20 protein-coding genes are annotated in these 21,705 nt (G+C 59.0%); 7 read left to right on the plus strand and 13 right to left on the minus strand.

Annotated features, from left to right (window positions below; all coding sequences use genetic code 11):
• Positions 1-924: an ABC transporter permease gene (locus N3C12_03125; protein ID MCX8071434.1), complete on the minus strand. Its 924-nt coding sequence runs from the start codon at positions 922-924 to the stop codon at positions 1-3.
• Positions 925-1,591: 667 nt separating this feature from the next.
• On the opposite strand from N3C12_03125, the gene N3C12_03130 reads away from it, so the two are divergent.
• Positions 1,592-2,161, plus strand: a complete 570-nt coding sequence (locus N3C12_03130) for a tetratricopeptide repeat protein (GenBank protein MCX8071435.1) — start codon at positions 1,592-1,594, stop codon at positions 2,159-2,161.
• 143 nt (positions 2,162-2,304) lie between these two features.
• Here the strand turns inward: N3C12_03130 and N3C12_03135 are convergent, their stop codons facing one another.
• The 5 genes from N3C12_03135 to N3C12_03155 form a co-directional block, all read right to left on the minus strand.
• Positions 2,305-2,763 (minus strand): nuclear transport factor 2 family protein, encoded by a 459-nt coding sequence (locus tag N3C12_03135; protein MCX8071436.1) that lies wholly within the window; start codon positions 2,761-2,763, stop codon positions 2,305-2,307.
• Positions 2,756-3,229 (minus strand): OB-fold domain-containing protein, encoded by a 474-nt coding sequence (locus N3C12_03140; GenBank protein MCX8071437.1) that lies wholly within the window; start codon positions 3,227-3,229, stop codon positions 2,756-2,758. Before N3C12_03140 ends, N3C12_03135 begins: the two co-directional genes overlap by 8 nt.
• A gap of 15 nt (positions 3,230-3,244) precedes the next feature.
• On the minus strand, positions 3,245-3,670 hold the full coding sequence (locus N3C12_03145) for a hypothetical protein (GenBank protein MCX8071438.1): 426 nt from the start codon (positions 3,668-3,670) through the stop codon (positions 3,245-3,247).
• A gap of 303 nt (positions 3,671-3,973) precedes the next feature.
• Positions 3,974-5,167, minus strand: coding sequence for a lipid-transfer protein (locus N3C12_03150; GenBank protein MCX8071439.1), 1,194 nt, complete (start codon positions 5,165-5,167; stop codon positions 3,974-3,976).
• Positions 5,168-5,209: 42 nt separating this feature from the next.
• Positions 5,210-6,013 carry a crotonase/enoyl-CoA hydratase family protein gene (locus N3C12_03155; protein ID MCX8071440.1) on the minus strand — a complete coding sequence of 268 codons (804 nt, stop codon included), beginning with the start codon at positions 6,011-6,013 and terminating at the stop codon, positions 5,210-5,212.
• Positions 6,014-6,145: 132 nt separating this feature from the next.
• Between N3C12_03155 and N3C12_03160 the strand changes: the two genes are divergently transcribed.
• From N3C12_03160 to N3C12_03180, 5 genes are read left to right on the plus strand one after another with little or no spacing between them, the layout of a single operon-like run.
• A complete protein-coding gene (locus N3C12_03160) occupies positions 6,146-6,583 on the plus strand; it encodes an OB-fold domain-containing protein (GenBank protein ID MCX8071441.1) in 438 nt (145 codons plus the stop codon).
• Positions 6,580-7,722, plus strand: a complete 1,143-nt coding sequence (locus N3C12_03165) for a thiolase family protein (GenBank protein MCX8071442.1) — start codon at positions 6,580-6,582, stop codon at positions 7,720-7,722. The genes N3C12_03160 and N3C12_03165 overlap by 4 nt, the downstream gene beginning before the upstream one ends.
• A gap of 3 nt (positions 7,723-7,725) precedes the next feature.
• Positions 7,726-8,562, plus strand: coding sequence for a hypothetical protein (locus N3C12_03170; GenBank protein ID MCX8071443.1), 837 nt, complete (start codon positions 7,726-7,728; stop codon positions 8,560-8,562).
• A gap of 24 nt (positions 8,563-8,586) precedes the next feature.
• The gene (locus N3C12_03175; protein MCX8071444.1) at positions 8,587-9,777 is read left to right on the plus strand and encodes an acyl-CoA dehydrogenase; all 1,191 of its coding nucleotides are present in this window, start codon (positions 8,587-8,589) and stop codon (positions 9,775-9,777) included.
• 56 nt (positions 9,778-9,833) lie between these two features.
• Positions 9,834-10,361, plus strand: a complete 528-nt coding sequence (locus N3C12_03180; protein ID MCX8071445.1) for an NUDIX hydrolase — start codon at positions 9,834-9,836, stop codon at positions 10,359-10,361.
• Between the two features lie 21 nt (positions 10,362-10,382).
• On the opposite strand, the gene N3C12_03185 is transcribed toward N3C12_03180, so the two are convergent.
• Both N3C12_03185 and N3C12_03190 read right to left on the minus strand, forming a co-directional pair.
• Entirely contained in the window at positions 10,383-11,207 is an 825-nt protein-coding gene (locus N3C12_03185; protein ID MCX8071446.1) for an outer membrane lipoprotein-sorting protein, read from the minus strand.
• A gap of 6 nt (positions 11,208-11,213) precedes the next feature.
• Entirely contained in the window at positions 11,214-11,786 is a 573-nt protein-coding gene (locus tag N3C12_03190; protein MCX8071447.1) for a CDP-alcohol phosphatidyltransferase family protein, read from the minus strand.
• Positions 11,787-11,958: 172 nt separating this feature from the next.
• Here N3C12_03190 and N3C12_03195 point away from each other — a divergent pair, with 172 nt between their 5' ends.
• Entirely contained in the window at positions 11,959-12,411 is a 453-nt protein-coding gene (locus N3C12_03195) for a response regulator (protein MCX8071448.1), read from the plus strand.
• Positions 12,412-12,489: 78 nt separating this feature from the next.
• Here the strand turns inward: N3C12_03195 and N3C12_03200 are convergent, their stop codons facing one another.
• The 5 genes from N3C12_03200 to guaB all read right to left on the minus strand — a co-directional run bounded on the left by N3C12_03200 (position 12,490) and on the right by guaB (position 21,673).
• A complete protein-coding gene (locus N3C12_03200) occupies positions 12,490-13,677 on the minus strand; it encodes a response regulator (protein ID MCX8071449.1) in 1,188 nt (395 codons plus the stop codon).
• 111 nt (positions 13,678-13,788) lie between these two features.
• On the minus strand, positions 13,789-15,075 hold the full coding sequence (gene hflX / locus N3C12_03205; protein ID MCX8071450.1) for a GTPase HflX: 1,287 nt from the start codon (positions 15,073-15,075) through the stop codon (positions 13,789-13,791).
• 59 nt (positions 15,076-15,134) lie between these two features.
• Entirely contained in the window at positions 15,135-18,623 is a 3,489-nt protein-coding gene (gene dnaE / locus N3C12_03210; GenBank protein MCX8071451.1) for a DNA polymerase III subunit alpha, read from the minus strand.
• Between the two features lie 27 nt (positions 18,624-18,650).
• The gene (gene guaA, locus N3C12_03215; protein MCX8071452.1) at positions 18,651-20,180 is read right to left on the minus strand and encodes a glutamine-hydrolyzing GMP synthase; all 1,530 of its coding nucleotides are present in this window, start codon (positions 20,178-20,180) and stop codon (positions 18,651-18,653) included.
• Between the two features lie 23 nt (positions 20,181-20,203).
• Positions 20,204-21,673 carry an IMP dehydrogenase gene (guaB, locus tag N3C12_03220; protein ID MCX8071453.1) on the minus strand — a complete coding sequence of 490 codons (1,470 nt, stop codon included), beginning with the start codon at positions 21,671-21,673 and terminating at the stop codon, positions 20,204-20,206.
• Positions 21,674-21,705 lie beyond the last annotated feature (32 nt).

Genomic DNA, 21,705 nt, shown 5'->3' on the forward strand with positions numbered 1-21,705 from the left:
TTAGCCTTCTCGGCGCACTCGCGGGTCGAGCCAGGCGTAACACGCGTCGACCAGAAAATTTACGCAGACAACGAACGTAGTTGCAAGCAAGACCGTGCCCATAAGCACTGGAATATCTTGGTTGAACACGGCCTCTACAGCTAACCGCCCCAAACCGGGCCAGTTGAACACGGTCTCTGTTAGCGTCACACCTCCTAGGAGTGCGGCTAGATCGAGACCGACAAGGGTCAGAAGGGTCAACAGCACATGACCCATCGCGTGCCGGAGCACGATTCGCTGGCGCGGCACCCCCTTTGCTCTCGCAGCCTGAATGAAGGGTTGCTTCATGACATCCGCAAGGCGCGCCATCGTGACCCGGGCATAGTTTGCCGCCAGCCCAAGACCTAAGGCACATGCCGGCAGAACGACGCCACGGAGCCCGAATCCACCCAGCGGGAAAAGTGGCCAGCGAAACGCGAACACGTAGAGCAAGAGCAAACCGGCCCAAAACGCAGGAACGGACAGGCCGAGCACGGTGACACCGAAGGCCCATTGGGCTGTGCGAGGAAACAAGATTGGAATGCAGCCAAGCGCGATTCCCAACGCTGCTCCGATACTCCATGCCGCGATTGCTAGGAACGAGGTGGCTGGGAGACGTTCCAAAACGGCGCTCAGTACGGGTTCTTGATTCACGTACGATCGTCCAAGATCTCCGCGCATCAAACGGCTCAGGTAGCGCCCGTACTGGACAATGAACGGTTGATCCAGCCCAAGGTCTCGCCGAATTCGTTGTAGAACTTCAGGCGATGCTTTTGGACCTGCGACGGTAACCGCGGGGTCTCCCGGAAGAAGCAGCGTTAGAGAAAAAGTGAGCAAGGTCACGCCCAGCAAGACCAACAGTGCAGAGATGACCCTGGCAGCTAAAGCTCTCAACACTATGAGCATAAGCGCTCTCCTACTTGCTGGTCGGAGCCGTGCCAACCACTCTGCACTGTTGCTCGGGGCTGCCGCTGTTGGCTTGCGGAGGCCCTTAGTAGGGATCGCCTAGGTGACAAGAAGGTATGAGCTTGCACCGCAAGGATCACCCACAGCACTTTCGCAGGCATATCCCCTACCCTGCGGATACGACGCGTCAGCCCAGCATCAAACCTCGGTGATGGTTTCGCGTAGAGCTGCTGTGGGTGTCGAAATCGCTTGTCAGAGGTCTGTGAGTTTGGCACACAGCGGGCTGACGAGGGCGACGTGCTTCACAGTTTGATACTGAAGCGGGGAGTTGAAAGCATCTGTGGAACGACGAGCGAGGCGTAGCACGCGGTACCAAGGGCAGCCGCTTGAGTTGTTCACCACAACTCAAGTCGGCCGTATCTTGGGGATCCCTTCCGCACGTGTCCGGCAATTGGTGCGGCTTGTAGATCTGCACGTGCGTCGGCACGGCAAGAGGTGGCTTCTCTCTTTCCGGGAAATTGCTCTTCTGCGACGCGTGCTGCGGCTGACAACGTCTGCGGGCTCTCTCCGGGAACTACAGCGGGCAATTGCCGCATGGCGGCAACACGGATTTCGCGAAGGTAGAACTGATAGCGTCCAGCTTCGCACATCATCCCAGTGGGGACTCGTGGCGGAAAGCCAGGGCCGGTACTGGGATTTGGGGAGCGGGCAACTTCTCTTGCCTTTTCTTGGATTGACCGACGAACGCCCAGGCAGGCCTGCTCCAGTTACGGACATTGTCCAGCACCGGAGCGTTAGCGGCGAGCAAGCTCGGGAGGACCCGGCGGAACGGTGGTACTCATTGGCAATTGCCCGGGAGGAAGCGGGCGATGTTGAAGGCGCTCGCCAAGCATATCTTGCCGCCCTGGGTTTCGACCCATCGCTTTCCGATGCCTGCGTAAATCTCGGCCGCTTGGCTCATTATGAAGGATCTGTGCAGAGAGCTGCGAGCTGGTACCGGCGCGCTCTTGAAATAGCGCCTGACGATCCGATTGCGCACTACAATTTAGCGATCGCTCTCGAAGATCTGGGGGATATGGCGGGCGCGATCAAGGAATATCAGCGAGCCTTAGAGTGTGATTGGGAATTTCCAGAGGCACACTTTAACCTCAGCCGGTTGTTGCGGGTGCTTGGGCAACAGCTCGCCGCGATGCGGCACTTGAAGGTTTACCGCCAGCTCACCGGCTCCAGCCACTGAATCCGTAGATGCGTAAGAGAACGAGCTGTCGGATCGAAAGTCCGCAATCGCAAAGTGCATGAAGCTGGGGATGGCAAGCCGAAGCGACGTCGCTTCGTCCAGTATCTTCCCGCTTACGCACGAGGGCAGAGGCTTGCGGAGGGTTACGATGGGTTACGAAGCAAAGCGGCGGCTTCGGGATGGCCAACGGCGCGCGTTACACGGCGTGAAATGCGCCATCGTCCCTGTTCTCGAACGAACTCCCAGCGGTTGAAACTCAGCCGCCATAGGGTCACCCCGTCGCCCTCCGCTACGTACAGACGAGAGTAGCCTCGGCCGACCGCACGATCTCCGTCGACGTCGATCACCACAGGTCCAACAGTGTGAGCCGTGGCAACGAAGGCGGGATCGTCGCGTTGTCCGACAACCGTTGCCACGATTTGTTGCCGGCCCTCCAGCCGAAGTTCATCAAGTTCGTAAACGGCATCGGAGATAAACATGGTCGAGAGCGCCTCAGCATCTCCGATGTCTGCTGCGAAGCTGTATTCAATGAGCAGTCTTTGGAGGGCGCCAATGTCCTCGAGATACTGCACCCGAGTGTTTAAGTCCGCCGGCTCAGTCATGTGTTGGTCCCTGCCCTTCTCGACCCGCTGGTGCCCAAACGGGAAGGACGACGGCGTCGTTCAACCGCTCGAACACAACGCGAACGGGCATGCCAAAGTGTACCTGTTCTGGCGGACAATTGACAATGTAAGTGACCAGCCGAGCACCCTCGTCCGTTTCGACGATGGCTAAGACCATGGGCAGCCGATGACGGAACGCCGGAAGGAATGGTTCGTACGCAATGACATAAGAGAACACCGTGCCGAAGCCGGAAGCCTCAAACCATTCCAATTCCGCCTCTCGCCAATAAAGTGGTTTCGGAGGCCAGTGTAAGCGACCAGTGTGTCGCTCTCGCTGCAACATCAACTTCCCTTGGCGCGCACCATCCCAGAACGGTCGCATGATCGGGTCTTCCAAATCCGGAAGCGGATAGTCGGGATGGAGGCCATCGTTGGACTCAAGGAGTATTGGTTCACATGTAGTCACGCTCCAAGACCTCCGTTACTCGCGTGTGCTCCCGGAATCGCGAAAAACTGCTCCCTTGGTGGTTTGCGGCGTTTTGTGGCTTGGCAAAGCCGTAGGGTCACGCTCTTTTGCTGCATCTGCCTCTCCTGTGGAGCGGATGGTGGACTCGCTTGCGAAACGGACAACTGTGGGTCGCGGCCGGCGTGGAATGGGTCGCAAGGTATCGACGAGAGTCTGGCGGATCACCCGAAGTTCCTTCTCCCCTGGGCGGCATTCGAGGACTATCCGGATGCCAGGATCTTTGGGGCCTCGCTCGAAATGAAAGCCGAACACGATGCCAAGGCGTCGGAGAGTGGGCAGCAGCACACGCTCGATCTCACGGACCCGCTCCGTCGGAAGTTGTTCGCCGTCGGTTTGGAAGTGCGTGTGGATGAAGCTTTGCCATTCGTCAATGACGCGCATAACCGTTATCCCCTATTCGCGCGTATCCAAGATCTTGCGTCGTATTCCTTCTGGTAGTCACTTGGGCTAAGGGGGCGCAACGGGATGCGCCGTGGAGAGTGACCTCGGTTGTTTGAGGCCGGGAGACGGGAGAGAGGCGAACTCGGCGGAGTTGTGGCAAACCTCGTGTTGGTCCGCCCTAGTTGCCCGCGGCTTTCGTGCGGTTTCCAAGCACGGCCGATGCCTTTGCTGGCTTGCGTAGAAGCGATCCATCTGGTTGGGTTCGAACGGACCGCCTCAGCGATCACTTCGCTGTGGAATTTCTTAAGGGCTGCGCAGAACCACAGCACTGGTGGCCACTCCTGCGGCGCCAGTCACCAACACTGCCTGGCAGTCCGGCACTTGATTGTACGAGGTCCCGCGAATTTGACGCACGCCCTCGAGGATCAAGTTGAATCCGTGCACATATGCTTCAGAGAGCCCGCCTCCGGACGTCAGAACGGGCAACTCTCCCCCAATTTCGATCCTTCCTCCTTCGGTAAACGGCCCGCCTTCGCCGCGGGCACAGAAGCCGTAGTCCTCGAGACCCATGACGACTAACGGCGTGAAGGCATCGTAAATTTGAGCGCAGTCGATGTCGCGAGGGGTTAACTCCGCACGCTGCCAAAGGAGTTGTGCACAAAAGGCGGCGGTGGAGAGCATCTCTTTGGTGTTGTTGTAGTTGGCCAGGTGCACCGGGTTGGGTCCAGACGCTTGGGCTACCGAGTGAACAAGCACGGGCTTTTGGCGTAAATCTCGCGCGCGTTCGACCGACGTCACAACGCAGGCTAGGGCACCGTCGGTTTCGAGACAGCAGTCATATAAGCAGAGCGGGTAGCTGATCATTCGCGCGCCCAGGTAAGTGTCTAAATCGAGCGGTCGGCCACGCATCATAGCGAAGGGGTTATTTTGGGCATGCTTCCGGGCAGCGATCGCGACGTTCGCAAAATGTTCGCGTTTCGTCCCGTACAGGTGCATGTGGCGATGCGCGTACAAACCAATGATGTCCACCGGCCGGATCAGTCCCCACGGCAGGTAAAGCGATTTGTCGTCTCGTGCGATGCCACGTTCCTGTGCCCAGGGACGCGAAGACTTCGCTCCCCGGTTTCGCGCACGGTGACATACGACCACCGAGGCTAGGCCGGTGGCGATCGCCGCGGCAGCGTGCATGATTGTTGCCGCCGAAGCCCCGCCTCCGTAAGAGATTTTGTCCCACCAGCGGAGATTGTCCACACCGAGCCTGCGAGCAATCGTGACCTCGTGGGTCGCTTCCATCTCGAACATGCTCATCCCGTCGACGTCGCGCGCCGATAGACCAGCGTCCTCTAAGGCGAGCTGAATGGCTTCGACGGCGGTGTCGGCGATGGGTCGACCAATGTCCTTGGAAAATGGCAGGTGACCGATCCCGACGATAGCTATGCGGTCCCGAATCCGGCGGAACAGATCACGATCGAGCGGGTCGACAGCGATCGCAGCCACGGCTCGGCATCCCTTGGTTTTCAGCCTGCCGCTCGCGCAACCTCAATCAGTTGAGGGATCTTGGAATCGCGGCGCACGCTTCTCCAAATTCGCTTGAACTGCTTCGATTTGATTCGCGCGGCCGATCAGCGACAACTGCAGCCGCTCCTCCAACGCAAGGCCTTCAGAAACCGTCCCCATCGTTGCCTCGTTCCACAGTCGCTTCGCGGCGCGGACGGCATCGGGCGATCGCGCCGCAATCTCCCGTGCCAAAGTGAGCGAGGCCTCGAAGGGATCGGACGCAGTGCGCGTAGCGAGCCCTAGTTGTACTGCCTCTTCTCCACTCACGATCCTGCCTGTGAAGGTGAGCTCCTTCGCAATATCCAAGCGGACCAACCGCCTCAGCGTCTGGGTGCCAGCCATGTCGGGGATCAGGCCCCATTTGATTTCCATGATGGAGAGTTGGCAGTCGGGAGCGACAATGCGGAGGTCCGCCCCGAGGGCAATCTGTAATCCTCCTCCGAACGCGACACCGTGGACTGCGGCGATGACCGGCACGGGGATCTCTTGCCACACCCAAGCCACCCGCTGGGCAAAGTTGCCGACCTTACCCTGCTCTCGCGTCAGGAGATTTGCCCCGCCGCCACCTGCCATTGCGGCAAAAGATGCAACGTCGAGTCCGGCACAAAATGCGCGTCCTGCCCCACGCAGCACGACGGCGCGAATCTGTGGTTGGTCCGCTAGCGCGGCCGCGGATCGAGTGAGCGCCTCGAACATGGGCAAGTCCAATGCGTTCAGCTTCTCCGGTCGATTCAACGTCACAACGGCAACACCACCTTCGATTTCGGTTTGAACGCGCTCCTCCACGGTCTCTCCTTTCCTCGATCACGTGCTGGCATAGTCCGTGCCCAAAGGAAAGTATGCTCTCGGCTGCCTCCTGTCGTGGTGTCCCGACCCTTACTTGACGAACAAACGTTCATTGGCTTAGGCAACGAAGCCATGACCAACAAGAGAAGAGTGCCGATTAAACCCGGCTATTTTACCATTCCAGAAGATCCTCAGGAGCCACCGCGGTTGTTGGGCAGTCGCTGCCAGCGGTGTGGCGAGCATTACTTTCCGCGGCGCGCCATCTGTGCGAAGGCCGAGTGCTTGTCCGACGATTTAGTTGACGTCGAACTGGGCCCACAGGGAACATTGTATAGTTTCACGTTTGTGCACATGCCGTTGTTTGGATCGAGCAACTTAGAACATATGGACGGCTATGGGGTGGGCCAAATCGACCTTCCCGAAGGTCCAAGGGTGCAGTTGCCGTTGGCTGGCCGCAGGGAGGACTACTACATCGGGCAGCCACTTGTGGCTGAGCTCGATAAGATGCGCGAAGAGGGGGACGCGGAGGTGGTCATTGTGCGATTTCGCCCAACGGGAGAGGCGCGATGAGAGACGTAGCCGTTCTTGGTGTCGGCATGTATCGCTTCGGCATGTGGGATGTGCCGAATGCGGTGATGGCGCGGGAGGCGGGCCTTGCGGCGTTGCGCGATGCCAACTTGTCGTTTCGCGATGTGCAAGCCGCATATGTCGGGCACATTTTTGCTCCGGTCATGAGCGCTGTCCGGGTGATGAAAGAATTCGGGCTAACCGGACTCCCCGTTCAGCATGTAGAGAATGCCTCGGCTACCGGCTCCGCCGCGTTCCGCGAAGCTTGTTTGCAGGTCGCCGCGGGGACGTACGACGTCGTGATGGTTCTCGGTTTCGACAAGATGACGAGTATGATCCAGCAATCGACGCAGGGCACGGCCCCGGAAAATATGGAGGATGCAATCCTACCTGCTGCCTTCTTTGCCTTGTGGGCAACGCGGCGGATGCATGAGCGGGGCATGAAGCCAGAGCACCTGGCGAAAATTGCTGCCAAAAACTGGAATAACGGGGCCCTGAATCCCATGGCTCAACGGCAAGCGCAGGAGGTAACCACACCGGAGCGAGTACTGCGCTCGCGGATGGTGGCCTGGCCTCTGACAACGATGATGTCTTGTCCCATGGGGGACGGTGCAGCATGTGCGATCGTTGGTCGGGCGGACCTTGCAAAGCGGCTGCGACCGGAACGGCCGGTGGTGCGCGTGGTGGCTTCAGCCTTACAAACGGAAAAGTACGCGCCAGGGCACCTCTTCATGGGCCCGGTTGTGGGCCCTCCGCAAATGACCGTGGATACCGCTGCACAGGCGTACAACGAAGCTGGTGTCGGCCCGGAAGACTTGGATCTTGTGCAGGTTCATGACGCCTTCGCGATCGAGGAGCTCGAATACTACGAGCTCCTCGGTTTGTGCAGGCCTGGGGATGCGGAGAAGTGCATTGAAGAGGGAGACTTCGAGCTGCACGGGCGCCTGCCTGTTTCTACCGATGGCGGCCTGATCGCGCGTGGCCACCCAGGAGGGCCGACGGGGCTAGCGCAAATTTGGGAGACGACCTTGCAGCTTCGCGGAGAAGCGGGAAAACGCCAAGTCGAGGGCGCAAGAATAGGGCTTTGCCACATGATGGGCGGTGGCAGTGTTTGCGTGATCCATATTTTGCAGCGCGACTGAGTGATGCCGGCCTTTTGGGGAGTGCGACCTGACGAACGACCGGTGCGTCGGGAACATTTGGTACAGGCCCAACGGACGCTACCCCCGGAGGTGTGGCGGCGGCCTCATGCCCCTCTCGTGCGCGCTGGGATTACGGGATGCGGGGAAGAGTTGCTCGTGTTGGCGTGGTCGGTCCCGATGCTCGCGGCTGAGAAGGCCGCCGGTGTTCGCTTGCTGCGACGGGTGGGCCTTGGACGTGGCTCTCGGGTCGCAAATACGTTGCCCGGTGCGCTGGTTACGCCTGGCAGCCTCTTGGTTGGAGACGTCGTTGAGGAGCTTGGCGCGCTCGACGTTCCCCTCGGTGCGATTGTGTCGGAACAAGCTGCAGCCTCTGCGTGGGAACTCGTGCGTTTGGTTGAGCCGAATGCCTTGGTTCTCGAGACTGCAACCGCAACGCAATTCTGGCGGGCACGGCCGCACGAAACGTGCTTGCCGCTCGACGCGGTGGTTTGGCTTCATCGGCAGATGCCGGCGGCTTGGCCAGAGTTGCCGGAGGAGGTGACCGCAAAAATCCAACTGCACTGGTTTAGCGTGCCAGAGGTGCAGTGCTTTTTCGCACACTCTTGTGGGGATCACTTTCACGTGGATGAGTTGCTGAGGGCCACCGTCGTCGATCCTGCGACCCTCGAAGCGGCTCGATCAGGCTCTCTGCTTGTGGAATGGATCGATGAGGAACAAGGGCCGGTGAGCTACCTCGTACCATGGCAAGCGCGGGCTCTTGATCGATCCTGCTCTGACGGCAAGGGATTGGTGCTTCAGTGGATCGAGGCTCCGCCTTTGCAAGACGGGCAACAGCGGTAAAGGGGGATCGGGAGGAACATTGCGATGGACCTACGCTTGTCGCCTTCGGAAGAGGTATTTCGCCGTGAGGTGCGGGCCTGGCTTGAGCGCAACTTACCTCCCGGATGGGGCACGGCTGACTACCGTCCCCCTCGGACTGCTGAAGAACAGGTCGCGTTCGCGCGGAGCTGGCAACGAAAGCTGTATGACGGTGGTTGGGCCGGCATTACCTGGCCGAAGGAGTACGGTGGCCGGGGAGCAAGTGTTATTGAACAGCTAATTTACAACGAAGAATATGCGCGCCTGGCGGCACCAGATATTTTGTGCCTCAAAATCGGTCTGAGTCTCGTTGGGCCAACACTGATGGCATGTGGCACCGAACAGCAGAAGCGGCGCTTCCTTGGCCCCATCCTCCGCGGCGAAGAAATTTGGTGTCAGGGGTTTTCAGAGCCCAACGCAGGTTCCGACTTGGCTTCGGTGCGTACCCGCGCAGAGCGCTCGGGTGATGAATTGGTGGTGACCGGCCAAAAGATCTGGACGAGCGTTGCTCGCTACGCTGACTGGTGCATGCTCGTCACGCGTACCCGTGCTGACGGGCCGAAACATCATGGGCTCACGTTCCTTTTGGTGGATATGAAAAGCCCCGGCATTACCGTGCGGCCGCTTCGGGAGATGACCGGCGAGGCATGGTTTAACGAGGTGTTCTTCGACCAGGTCAGAGTTCCGTTGGAAAATGTAGTCGGGGAGATCGACCGCGGTTGGGACGTTGTCATGGCGACCTTGGGACACGAACGCGCCGGCACGACGCCCCACGTACGCCTGCAGGCTGAAGCCCGACGCCTCGCGAATCTTGTGAAGACAACACCCTTTGGGCGCGGCAGCGCGGCTGACGATCCGGTCGTTCGCCAGAAAGTGGCACAATCATGGATCGAGACGAGCATCTTGCGCTTCAGCGCCTACCGCAATGTAACCCGTTTGTCCCGCACCGGTGTCCCGGGACCGGAGGGGTCAATCTTGAAGCTGTTTTGGAGTGAGTTGGAACAGAGGCTGAAGGATACGGCGTTTGAAGTACTTGGCTTACGAGGTATGTTGACGTCTGAGGACCGGGGCTGTGCCGACGGAGGCTTCTGGTGTCACGAGCTGTTGTGGTCGCGCTCCGCCACCATTTATGCCGGCACTTCGGAGATTCAGCGGAACATCATCGCGCAGCGTGTGTTGGGCCTGCCTAGGGGCTAGCATGGCCCTGTGGTGGTGCACTAACGCGCCTGGATCGTTCAGCTACGAGATCGTCGATGGCCGTTATGGCGAGCGTGTGGCGCTTCTGTCCGTTTTGTGGAGGAGAATTGGCGGCGGGGCCGCGTTCACCGCATTGGCATTGTTCCCTTTGCGGGCTCACTCACTACCGGAATCCCGCAGTCGGCGTTGCAGTGATTTTGATGGAATCGAATCAAGTTTTGCTCACGTGCCGGTCGCGGGGGCGCTACGCTGGGCTTTGGTGTGTGCCATGCGGCTACGTCGAATGGGATGAAGATGTTCGCCGCGCGGCACAACGTGAAGTCAAGGAAGAAACCGGCCTCGAGATCGTCGTTCTCGATGTATGTGACGTGAGGTCAAACTTCCACGACAGAGACCGTCAGACTGTCGGGATTTGGTTTTGGGGCAAGCGCATTGGAGGCGAGCTCAAGCCAGGAGACGATGCCTCCGATGCCAGGTTTTTCCCACTCGATGCCCTCCCTCCCCTAGCCTTTCCAACTGATTCTGCCGTGCTTGCGGACATCCGGCGCGGTACTTTGGTAGCGCCAACAAGCGGTGAGCATTGACAGCGAAAGAGCGCTTGCGCGTTAGAGCCCTCGCTCGAGTGCTCGCTGGGTGAACTCTTCGTCGCTGAGGTTCGAGTCGTACGAGACTTTTAAGAAGTCCACAATTGTCCGGCTCCCGGTCGATTCGTTCCGCATTTCCATGTGGAACGGGGTCGGGATCGCGCCCACCGGGCGGATGTCGCCGACTAGCAGCGTTTTGGCCACTTGTCCGTTTTTGTCGATCATCTCGTACTTCCGAACGATCAATTCTTTCGCGTCTACCCATGCACGTACCTTGGCGTAACTGATCTCCTTGCCGGTGGGAGTGAATTCCAACACGTGGCAAGCGGCACCGTCGAGGGTCTCCTCCCGCAGATATTCGGCTCGGGCTTCGGTGTCTTCCCAGTCCAGGATTTGCGTGATCACCGCTAAGTCTTCGTAACTGAAGTCCGTACCGACAAAGCTCTCACGCTTTGCCGCCCCGCTGATTTGGCGAGTCTTGCCAAGTTCGGGAAGATACAGCCACTGTTCATCCTTGCCCTTTGGATCTGCCCATTGCAGCATGCCCACGCCGCGGACGTCCTCTGGTGCTGAAAAAAACACGATCGAGCGAGTGCGATCATTGTCATACTTCTTGACCTTGATCAGCAGTTCCCGCGATCGCTCCCCGCCGCGGCGGTCAACGATGCGAAGCTTCAGCTCCTGGGTGCGATCGTTCCACTTCCGCTCACCGTCGGCGAGGCGCCGCGCAGCCTCGAGGATGGAGCGTGCGCGGCTCCCGTCCTGAGCACTCGACCGGAAAGCAACGGTGAACAGGGTCAAAAGCACTGAAACACATGCCAAGGACAAAAGCCTTTTAAGCTGCATGTTTCTTCACCGCGATTCAGCTTGTTTGCCCGTATGGCTGCCATAGCCCTGGACCCACAGCAAGCCGGTGTAAACGTAATGTAAGCCAGAAACGGCAGTGGTTGTGGCCGTGACGTACCAGAGGATCGGGTTCACAACCCCCATGGGCAGATCAGGTCGCGCTAGAGTGAGGAGTGCAAAGCCAATGGTAAGCATACCGAAAAACGTGTTCACCTTGCTGATCATTGAAGGTGCAACCTCGATCGGCTCTGCAAAGAAGTACAACACGATGTAGCCCACGAGGATGACGACATCCCGCGTGGCGACGAGGATGAAGAGCCAGACGGGAAGTATTCCGTACCACGTCAGACTTAGAAAGGAACTTACCACCAAAAGCTTATCGGCAAGCGGGTCGAGGCTCGCGCCGATGCTGCTTTTGCTCTCCATGACGCGTGCGAGTGCCCCGTCGACTGCGTCGGTGATTCCGGCAAGAAGAAATAATGCCAAAGCAGCTGCATAATGCCCACTCGTGAGCGCGATCAAGAAGACCGGTACCGCAGCAATCCGTAGGAGCGTGAGGAAGTTTGGTAGAGTGAGCATGCCGTAGCCTCGTGCGTCTACCCTCCCACCACGACGGAGGCAAGCTAGCGACGGTTGGCCGCTTGCTCTCGGATGTGATGTCTTCGCGGCAGATTCAGGAGCCGCACGCACTTGCAAGCGCTTACCGCCACCTGGCAGGCCCTCGGGCAAAGATCTACAAAGGCGCTAGCTCATGGCGGACGAAAGGACTTCGCAGTTGGCTCGCCCTGCGAGAATTCTGCTCGTCGAGGACAACCCCGACGATGTGGAGCTTGTGAAACGGGCATTGCGTCGAGGTCACGTGGACAACCCGCTGACGGTTATCGGGAACGGGCGAGATGCCCTGGATCTTCTAGTGAGGGAGGCAAATCGCTTCGATCGTGCTCCCTTTGACCTGGTCTTGTTAGACCTCACGCTGCCTGGGCTGGATGGGCGGGTACTTCTTCAGGAAATCCAGGCAGACAAGCGTTTGCGGCGCATGCCGGTGTTGGTGCTTACCGGGTCGGCGCGGGAAGAGGACTGGATCAGCTCTTACAAGTCGGGAGCAGTCGCGTTTCTACGGAAGCCGTTCGATCTGCACGGGTTTCTGTCGACAATTGGCGATCTTTATGGCTATCGGATCGTCATCGTGAGAGACGAAGCCTAGGTTGGAGCGCATCCCCTAGAAGCTGTAGACCGAAGAAAAGCCACCGCTGGCGGTGGTTGGAGTTTAGCGCTCTTCAGCTCAACCCTCTGACCAAGCCACTCGGTTGCATCGGCCCCAAAAAGCAAGGGCGAACTGGAGGCATTCGGCGTATCGTTGGAAGTCGGTTGGCTTGCTCACGAATGCATTGGCGCCGGCAGAATAAGCAGCGCGGATATCCTCAGGGTCCGTTGACGAGCTCAGAATGACCACCGGTAGATGCTCCAGGGCTGGTTCTTCGCGGAGTTTGCGTACGAAGGAGACCCCATCCAGCAACGGCATGCGTAAGTCCACGAACACAGCGGCTGGTAGACGCTTCCACGCAGTCGGACCGGCTGAGGCCAGTTCGCGGAGCCGGTGGAGAGCTGCGCGGCTATCGCGGTGCCATTCTAGCCGTTCCTCTAGGCCCGTGTCCTCGACGATGAGTCTCATCAACTCCCATTCCGCCAGCTCGTCATCAACAAGGAAAATCCGTGTGCCATAGTCCGATGCAACCGCACTTGCTTCCGGCGAAGTGGTCGCGGCATGCCCAAGGTTATTCTCGACGGCGGCGGATGCTGGCAACACAAGTGCACTTGATTCGGCTTGTACCGCTGCGCGGCTTAGGGTGATGGTCAGGCGGTATGGGCTCTGGATTTCAAGCCGCGCGGCCGGATAGTGACGCAAACTTGCCCGGAGAATTCCTAGTTCGACAGCAGGAGCTCCGCGCTGCCGCGGAGTTGCGATCGGGCTTGTGGGTTCGTACGGCTCGATCAGGACCTCGATTCGGTCCTCACCGTCAGTTCGGGAGCAATGTAGGTGCACAGTTCGGGCTGACTCGTCCCGAGGCTCCAATTCCCCCGCGTACCGCCGGAGGGAATCGATGAGCAAGTGAAAGTGTCGGACGTCCCAACCGGTGAGGTGCAACCCATTTGTGGCGACCTGAAGTTGCACTCTTCGCAGGTGACTGGCTTGCGGGATGGGCAGTGCAAGAAGCGCAGCGTTGGTGTCGAAGGATTCCCGTGTTCGAGGCGGGGATAGCGCTTGCGCGAGGCGATGGAGGCACTCGCTCAAGTAGCCGAGCTGTTCTGCATTGGTGGCAATCCGTTCGAGGTGGCGCCGGTGCTCAGGAGGAAGAGAGCCAGACGCTTCTTCAGCGACGGCCGCGGTAAAACCGGCAATTGCCCGAATTGGGGCGCGGAAGGAATGCACGAGCTCATAGAGGAGGTCGGCCAAATCCGATTCTTGCATGACGTCGTTTTGTGGCAGAATTGTCGCAGTTTGACTCCAGTTCTGTGACAAGAACTGCCGCCGTTTTTGTCGGCAAGCAACCGGTTTTTAGCCGCATTCCTGCAGGAGCTGCTATTCCACCGCTTCGCCGACAGCGCTCCTCCGAAGCTGACCCGCGAGCCGGGCCGGAACCAACGCACGGAGCTGGATCGCCTCGGGCGAGTAGTGTTCTTCGATCACTCTTCCAAGTTGGCGCGCTCGAGCGACGAGATCCCCTCGGCTGAAAGGTAATCGCACGCGCACCTCCTCGAACAGTGTTAGCAGTTGCTCTTCGACAATAGAGAGGAGTTGCTTGAGTCCGCTGCCGGTGCGGCCAGAGACCAAGCAGGTCCTGATATCCGGAGGTACAAATGGGGGGCAGGATACAACGTCCATCTTATTGAACACGAGTACCCGTGGTTTCTGGTCAGCACCGAGCTCGCGCAAAACAGCCTCGACCACGGTCTGCTGGTGTTCTGCCTGCGGATGGCTGGCATCGACGACATGGAGCAAGAGATCCGCGGTTTGCACTTCCTCGAGAGTACTTTTGAAAGCGTCGATGAATCCGTGCGGTAGCTTGTGGATAAAACCAACCGTGTCAGCGAGCAGTGCGTTCAGTCCGCTCGGAAGCCGGAATACTCTTACCATAGGGTCGAGCGTTGCGAACAGTTGGTCTGCGACCAGAGCGTGCGCTGCCGTGAGTCGATTCATCAGCGTGGACTTGCCTGCGTTCGTGTATCCAACCAAGGCGACCACGGGCAGTGGTACGTCGGCGCGACTGCGGCGGTGAAGGTGGCGTGTCCGGGCGACTTCACGCAACCGCCGTCGCAGTACGGCTACCCGTTCACGGACCTTGCGGCGGTCGACCTCGAGCTGCGTTTCGCCCGGGCCGCGCGTGCCGACCCCTCCACCGAGGCGCGACAAGTGCTGCCACTGCCTGGTCAACCTCGGCAGCAGATATTGGAGCTGCGCAAGCTCCACCTGAAGCTTCCCTTCCAGGCTACGCGCGCGCTGGGCAAAAATGTCGAGAATCAGCTGACTGCGGTCGATGACTTTGAGACCGATCGACTGCTCGAGGTTACGCTGTTGCGCCGGCGCCAAAGGCTCATCGAAAATGATCACCTGGGCTTGATTTTCCCAGGCGTACCGCCGCACTTCCTCCACTTTTCCAGAGCCGATAAACGTGGCAGGTTGGGGGCGGGTGAGCACTTGCAGTACCCGTCCAACCACGCGTACGCCGGCACTTTCAGCAAGCCGTTCGAGTTCATCGAGAGATTCGCTCCCGCTCAGAAGCTCGCGCTTGTGGCGTTCTACGCCGACGAGAACCGCCCGCTCCGGCTGCTGGCCGTTTCCTATTAGCCAGGAGCCACGCGGTTGCATGGCTGAAGACGGGTCGACTAGATTTCCTTGAGTTGGCCGTGTGGACCCGATCGGTTGTCTCACTGCAGGTAGACTGCCCCCTCGCCAAGCACCTGCTCTACCTCGTTGAGGAACGCTTCGGTTGGCGACACCTTCAAGCTCGGCGGTAGCGCCAGAATGATTTCGCACCCGGCTCCAGTGAGCCACAGGTGGACAAAGGCTTCACAGTTCCCGCGGTGACGCGAACAAGCGGCACGCAGTCGCTGTAAAGTCTCGTCCGTCACGAGTTCTTCGCGCAGGGCCAAACGAACTTGCTTGAACGCTTTTCGCTGCACTTCTGAGAGTAACGTCACCGAGTCAGCAATTAATTGGCAGCGTTCCTCGTCGATCTCAAGAGTCCCCTCCACTAGGACTGGTTCTTCTGCGTGAATGGCTGCCTCGTGAGAGCGATAGGTGTCCGGCCACGCGACAACCTCCAGCGTGCCCGAGCGATCTTCGAGGACAAAGTTGGCGTAGCGCTCGCCCTTGCGGGTGTTTTTGGTTTTCAGCGTGTGGATAACACCGCCCAAACGGACCTTGGCGTTCTCTCCCCAAGCGCGAAGTTCCGCAATCGTGCCATCCGTAATTCGCCTCAGGTGTCGCTCCCAACGATCGAGAGGATGGCCGGTGATGAAGAAGCCCAGCGCTTCGCGTTCCAGCCTCAGCTTGTCCTTCGGCGACCACTCTTCCACGGGGGGAAGTTCTGGTGCCGGCGACGCGGTGGAGGCCAAAGCCTCTGGGGCGAACAGGCTAATTTGACTGCGGGGAGCCTCCACACCTTGCTCGGTAGTGGCCCATCGCAATGTGGGTTCGAGTCCTTCGAGCAGGCGCCGCCGTGGTTGACCACAGAAATCAAAGGCTCCGCAGTTAATTAAGCTTTCAATCACGCGCTTGTTTACTTGTTGTAGGGGGACCCGTTTGCAGAAGTCCGCGAGCGATTGGAACGGGCCCTCTCTTCGTGCGACGAGGATGGCCTCCGCAGCCTTCTCACCAACGCCCTTCACCGCGCCGAGCCCGAATCGAATCGCTCGTTGGCCGCTCGACGTAGGCACCACGGTAAAGTCGAGAGCGCTTTCGTTGACGTCCGGTGCCAGAATGGGAATACCGAGATCACGGCAGGCCGCGATGTTCTTGTATGTTTTCTCGGTGCTGTCCATTTCCAGGGTGAGCAGCCCGGCCATGAATTCTTCTGGAAAGTGGGCCTTAAGGTAAGCGGTTTGGTAAGAAATGAACGCGTAGGCAGTCGAGTGGGATTTGTTGAACCCATAGGCACCGAACGTTTCCATCTGCTCGAAGATCGCTTGGGCCAGTGCCGCTGGCACGCCGCGCGCCACTGCACCGCGCACGAAGCGGCCTTTCTCCCGCTCCATCTCGTCCTTTTTCTTCTTGCCCATGGCTCGCCGGAGGTTGTCTGCGTCCCCCAAGGTGTAGCCAGCTAGCACGCGGGCGATCTGCATAACCTGCTCCTGGTACAAGATGACGCCGTAGGTCTCCCGGAGAATCGGCTCTAGGTCTGGGTGCAGGTATTGGATCGGGACTTCCCCGTGCTTTCGCTTGATAAACTCTTCGACCATTCCGGAGTCGAGCGGACCGGGTCGAAATAAAGCGAGGACGGCAATGAGGTCTTCGAATTTTGTGGGTCGCAGTGAGGTGACCAACTTGCGCATCCCACTGCTTTCGAGCTGGAACACGCCTACCGTATCCCCGCGGCAGATGAGCTGGTACGTCGCAGGGTCGTCGAGCGGGAGTTGCTCGACATCCAAGTGGATTCCCCGACCCTCGCGAATACGCTCGACAATCTTGGCGATCATCGTAAGGGTTTTTAGGCCTAAGAAGTCGAACTTGATGAGGCCAATCGCATCGACGTCGCCGTAAGGATATTGAGTGAGGACGGCGCCATCCTTGTCGACAAACAGCGGCAGCGTTTCTACGAGGGGGCGATCGCCAATCACGATGCCGGCGGCGTGCTTGGACGCGTGCCGCAACAGCCCTTCGAGGCGCAATGCGTAATCAAACAGTTGCTTCTCCCTTTGCCCGCGATCACGCACTTCCCGCAACCGTGGTTCGATCTCTAAGGCGTCCTTCAACGGGAAGTCCTTGCCTTGTTTCGGGGCTGGGTAAAGTTTGGCGATGCGATCAGTCTCTGCGAAGCTGAAATCAAGAACGCGGCCAACATCTTTGATGGCTTGCTTTCCTTTCAGTGTCCCGAACGTGATGATTTGTGCCACGCATTCTTCCCCGTACTTCTGCCGGACGTAGCGAATCACTTCGTCTCGCCGTTCGAAGCAAAAGTCCATGTCGATGTCGGGCATCGACTTTCGTTCCGGGTTTAGGAAGCGCTCGAAGAGCAAGTTGTACGGTACGGGATCGACCGTGGTGATCCCAAGCGCGTACGCGACCAAGCTTCCCGCAGCCGATCCGCGGCCAGGGCCGACCGGAATGCCTTGTTCCTTGGCGTAACGGGTAAAGTCCGCGACGATGAGAAAGTAGCCCGCAAAGCCCATCTTTTTGATGATGCTCAGCTCTTCCTCGAGCCGTTCCCAGTAGTGGCGTTCCCGGTCCTCGCTCCATTCTGCCTCGGTTCGTTTCCGTTGAAGCCGCTGCTCTAGCCCGCTGCGCGCCAACTGGCTGAGGTAATCGTCGAGCGACTCATTGTTCGGTGTCCGGTAGACGGGAAACTGGTAGCGCCCGAACTGCATTTCGAACTGGCACCGGCGTGCGACTTCGATCGTGTTGCTGATTGCCTCGGGCACCTCCGGGAAGGCACGACACATTTCCCCGGGGTCTTTTACGTAAAGCTGGTCGGTTTCGAACCTCCAGCGCGACGGATCGCTCAGCGTCTTGCCTGTCTGGATACAAAGAAGCACTTCGTGGGCAACCGCGTCGTCAGGAGTCAGGTAGTGACAGTCGTTGGTAGCGACGATCGGTAACGAAAGTTCGCGAGCGAGGCGAATCAGCTCAACATTTGCTCGCTCTTGTTGGGGAAGCCGGTTGTCCTGGATTTCCACGTAATAGCGGCCATCGAAGATGCTGCGGTATTCCTCCATGACAGCGCGGGCCCGCTCGATGGATCCGGCGGCAATGGCTTCGTTGACCTCGCTCGCCAAGCAGCCGGACAGAGCGATGAGCCCACGATTGAACTCGCGCAACAGTTCCTTGTCGATACGCGGCTTGTAGTAAAAGCCCTCCTTGTAACTCAAAGTGACGAGTCGGCAGAGGTTTCGGTACCCTTCCTCGTTCATCACGAGGAGGATCAGGTGGTGGTTGCCGGCCGACTCCGAATCGCCCGCTCGCGCTCTCTTTTCCGTGCGATGCCCTGGGGCCACATACATTTCGCACCCGATGATCGGTTGGATTCCGGCGGCTACGGCGCGTCGGTAAAACTCGACGGCGCCGAACAGATTGCCGTGGTCCGTCATCGCGATTGCCGGCATCCCCGCGCTTTTCACCCGCTGGATGAGGTCTGGGATCTTGTTCGCTCCATCGAGCAACGAGTACTGCGTGTGCACGTGCAGATGAACGAAGCTCATCCCCACTCAGCCCTCCGCTCGAAGCTTCTACTCCCACTCTATGGTCGCTGGCGGCTTCGAAGAAATATCATAGACGACGCGGTTGATTCCTTGAACCTCGTTGATCAGCCGCGAAGACAGGCGCGCAAGCAGATCGTGGGGCAGTCTTGCCCAATCGGCTGTCATTCCGTCCACACTTTGAACGGCCCGTACAGCGAGCACATTTTCGTAGGTGCGCGCATCCCCCATGACACCCACGGATTTTACTGGCAAAAGCACCGCGAAGGCCTGCCACAGTTGGTCGTACAAGCCCGCAGCCCTGACCTCTTCTTCGACGATTGCGTCTGCGTGCTGTAGCACCGCAACGCGCTCTGCGGTCACCGGTCCGATGATACGAATTGCTAGGCCTGGCCCGGGGAATGGATGGCGATTGATGATTTCTCGCGGAATCCCAAGGACACTCCCCAGTTCGCGAACTTCATCTTTGAACAGCTCCCGCAACGGCTCGATCAGTTCAAGATTCATGCGCTCAGGAAGCCCGCCAACGTTGTGGTGGCTCTTGATTGTCGCCGAAGGCCCTTTGAATGAGACCGACTCGATCACGTCTGGGTAGAGCGTTCCCTGGGCGAGAAAGCGCACGTTTGGAAGGCTTCGCGCCTCTTTCTCGAAAATTTCGATGAACGTCGTGCCAATGATTCGGCGTTTCTGCTCCGGATCCTCGACACCAGCCAACCGATCGAGGAACAATTTGCTTTCGTCGACCTTGCGGATGCGAAAGTGAAAGGCATCGGTGAGGAAGGCCATGACACGCTCGGCTTCGCGCCGGCGAAGAACACCGTTGTCGACAAAGATGCAAATCAGTTGGTCTCCCACCGCACGGTGGACCAAGGCGGCGGTGACAGTGGAATCCACTCCCCCGCTCAACGCACAAACCACACCGGCGGATCCCACGCGGTCGCGAATGCGTTGGACCTCGCGTTCCACGAAGCCTTCCATCGTCCAGTCTGCCGACGCCTTGCAGACTCGAAACAAGAAGTTCGCCAGGATGTCTTTTCCGCGCGGCGTGTGCGCAACCTCAGGGTGAAACTGAACACCAAAAAGACGCCCCTGCGGATCCGCAAACGCTGCAACGGGGGAGTTCTCGCTACGTGCAAGAACGCGAAAGCTCGGCGGCAAAGTTTCGATGCGGTCTCCGTGACTCATCCAAACTTGGAGCGGCTCTCCGCTCAAGCCGGCGAAGAGGTCATGGTCATCCGTGACAGTGAGGAGCGCCGGGCCGTATTCGCGCTCGCGGGCCGCACACACGCGACCACCGAAATGCTGAGCGATAACCCCCATGCCGTAACAAATTCCTAGAACCGGGATCTCGAGATCAAACAGATTTTTCGCTGGCCATGGTGCCTTTTTGTCATAGACACTTGCCGGTCCACCAGAGAGAATGAGTCCCTTGGGGGCACGCCGGCTTATTTCGTCCACCGGCAGATTGAAGGGATGGATCTCGCAGTAAACTCGCAGTTCTCGGATCCTGCGAGCAATCAGCTGGGTGTATTGGCTTCCGAAGTCCAAGATGAGAATCATCCCGAATCTCCGCTCATCCCGGGCTAACCCTCCCGCCGGTAGTTGGGTGGTTCTTTCGTCATCGTGACGTCATGCACGTGGCTTTCTTCCAATGATGCACGACTCACGCGCATGAACCGTGCCCGTTCGTGGAGCTCAGCGATCGTGCGGCAGCCAGTGTAACCCATCCCCGCTTTCAACCCGCCGACAAGCTGCGTAATGATGAAACTCAAAGGCCCCTTGTAGGGTACGCGGCCCTCGATCCCCTCGGGAACCAGTTTCATCGGTTCTTCGGAGTCCTGCATGTACCGGTTACGGGACCCTTCCCGCTCGCGCATTGCCTCTAGGGAGCCCATGCCGCGGTAAAGCTTGTACGTGCGGCCTTGATACAGAATGGTCTCGCCCGGGCTCTCTTCTGTCCCAGCGAAGAGGCTGCCGATCATCACCGAGTCCGCACCGGCAGCAAGCGCTTTCGTAATGTCACCCGAGTATTTGATCCCGCCGTCGGCGATTACGGGAATCCCGTAGTCGCGCGCGATCCGCGCACATTCAGCCACCGCAGTGAGTTGTGGAACTCCCACACCCGACACCACCCGCGTCGTGCAGATGGACGCCGGCCCCATCCCCACCTTAATTGCATCGGCCCCGGCGCGCGCGAGTGCTCGTGCGCCTTCCGCCGTGGCCACATTGCCGGCCACTAAATCCACCGTCGGATAGGTTTGCTTTACGAATCGAATAGTGTCCAACACAGATGCTGTGTGCCCGTGGGCTGTATCAATCACGAGCACGTCGACGCCGGCACGTACGAGCAGCTCGGTGCGTTCCTCGCGGTCATCCCCAGTGCCAATCGCTGCGCCCACACGAAGTCGGCCGAACTGATCCTTGCTTGCGTTGGGATATTGGGCGGCCTTTTGAATATCCTTCACGGTGATCAGGCCCTTCAACCGGTTCTGACTATCCACAATCAGCAGCTTCTCAATGCGGTGCGTGTGCAAGATCTCTTTCGCTTCTTCGAGGCCGATCCCAGGATGAGCGGTAACCAAGTTTTCCTTCGTCATCACTTCGCTGATCCTGCGATCCAGGCGCTTTTCAAACCGAAGGTCCCTGTTGGTGAGGATGCCCACCAGATATCCGTCCTTGGTAACGGGTAGGCCAGAAATGTTGTAACGGCGCATGATCTCGATGGCGTCGGCAATGCGTTGGTCTGGGTCCACAGTGACTGGGTCGAGGATCATGCCACTTTCCCACTTCTTCACCTTTTCGACCTCGCAGGCCTGCTCTTGCGGCGATAGATTGCGATGTACGATGCCAATGCCGCCTTCTTGTGCCATGGCGATGGCCGTGCGCGACTCCGTGACCGTATCCATCGCTGCGCTGACTAATGGGATGTTCAACCGGATATTGCGGGTGAGCAGCGTGCTGCAGTCCGCATCTTTGGGCATGAAGTCCGACTCCCCGGGAAGCAACAAGACGTCGTCAAAGGTGAACCCTTCGGGTAAATCATGGGAGAACATGACCGACCTCCTCGACGGATCGACGAGCCGAT

It is taken from the genome of Candidatus Binatia bacterium (assembly GCA_026415395.1).
In the GTDB taxonomy this organism is placed as follows: Bacteria; Desulfobacterota; Binatia; order HRBIN30; family HRBIN30; genus HRBIN30.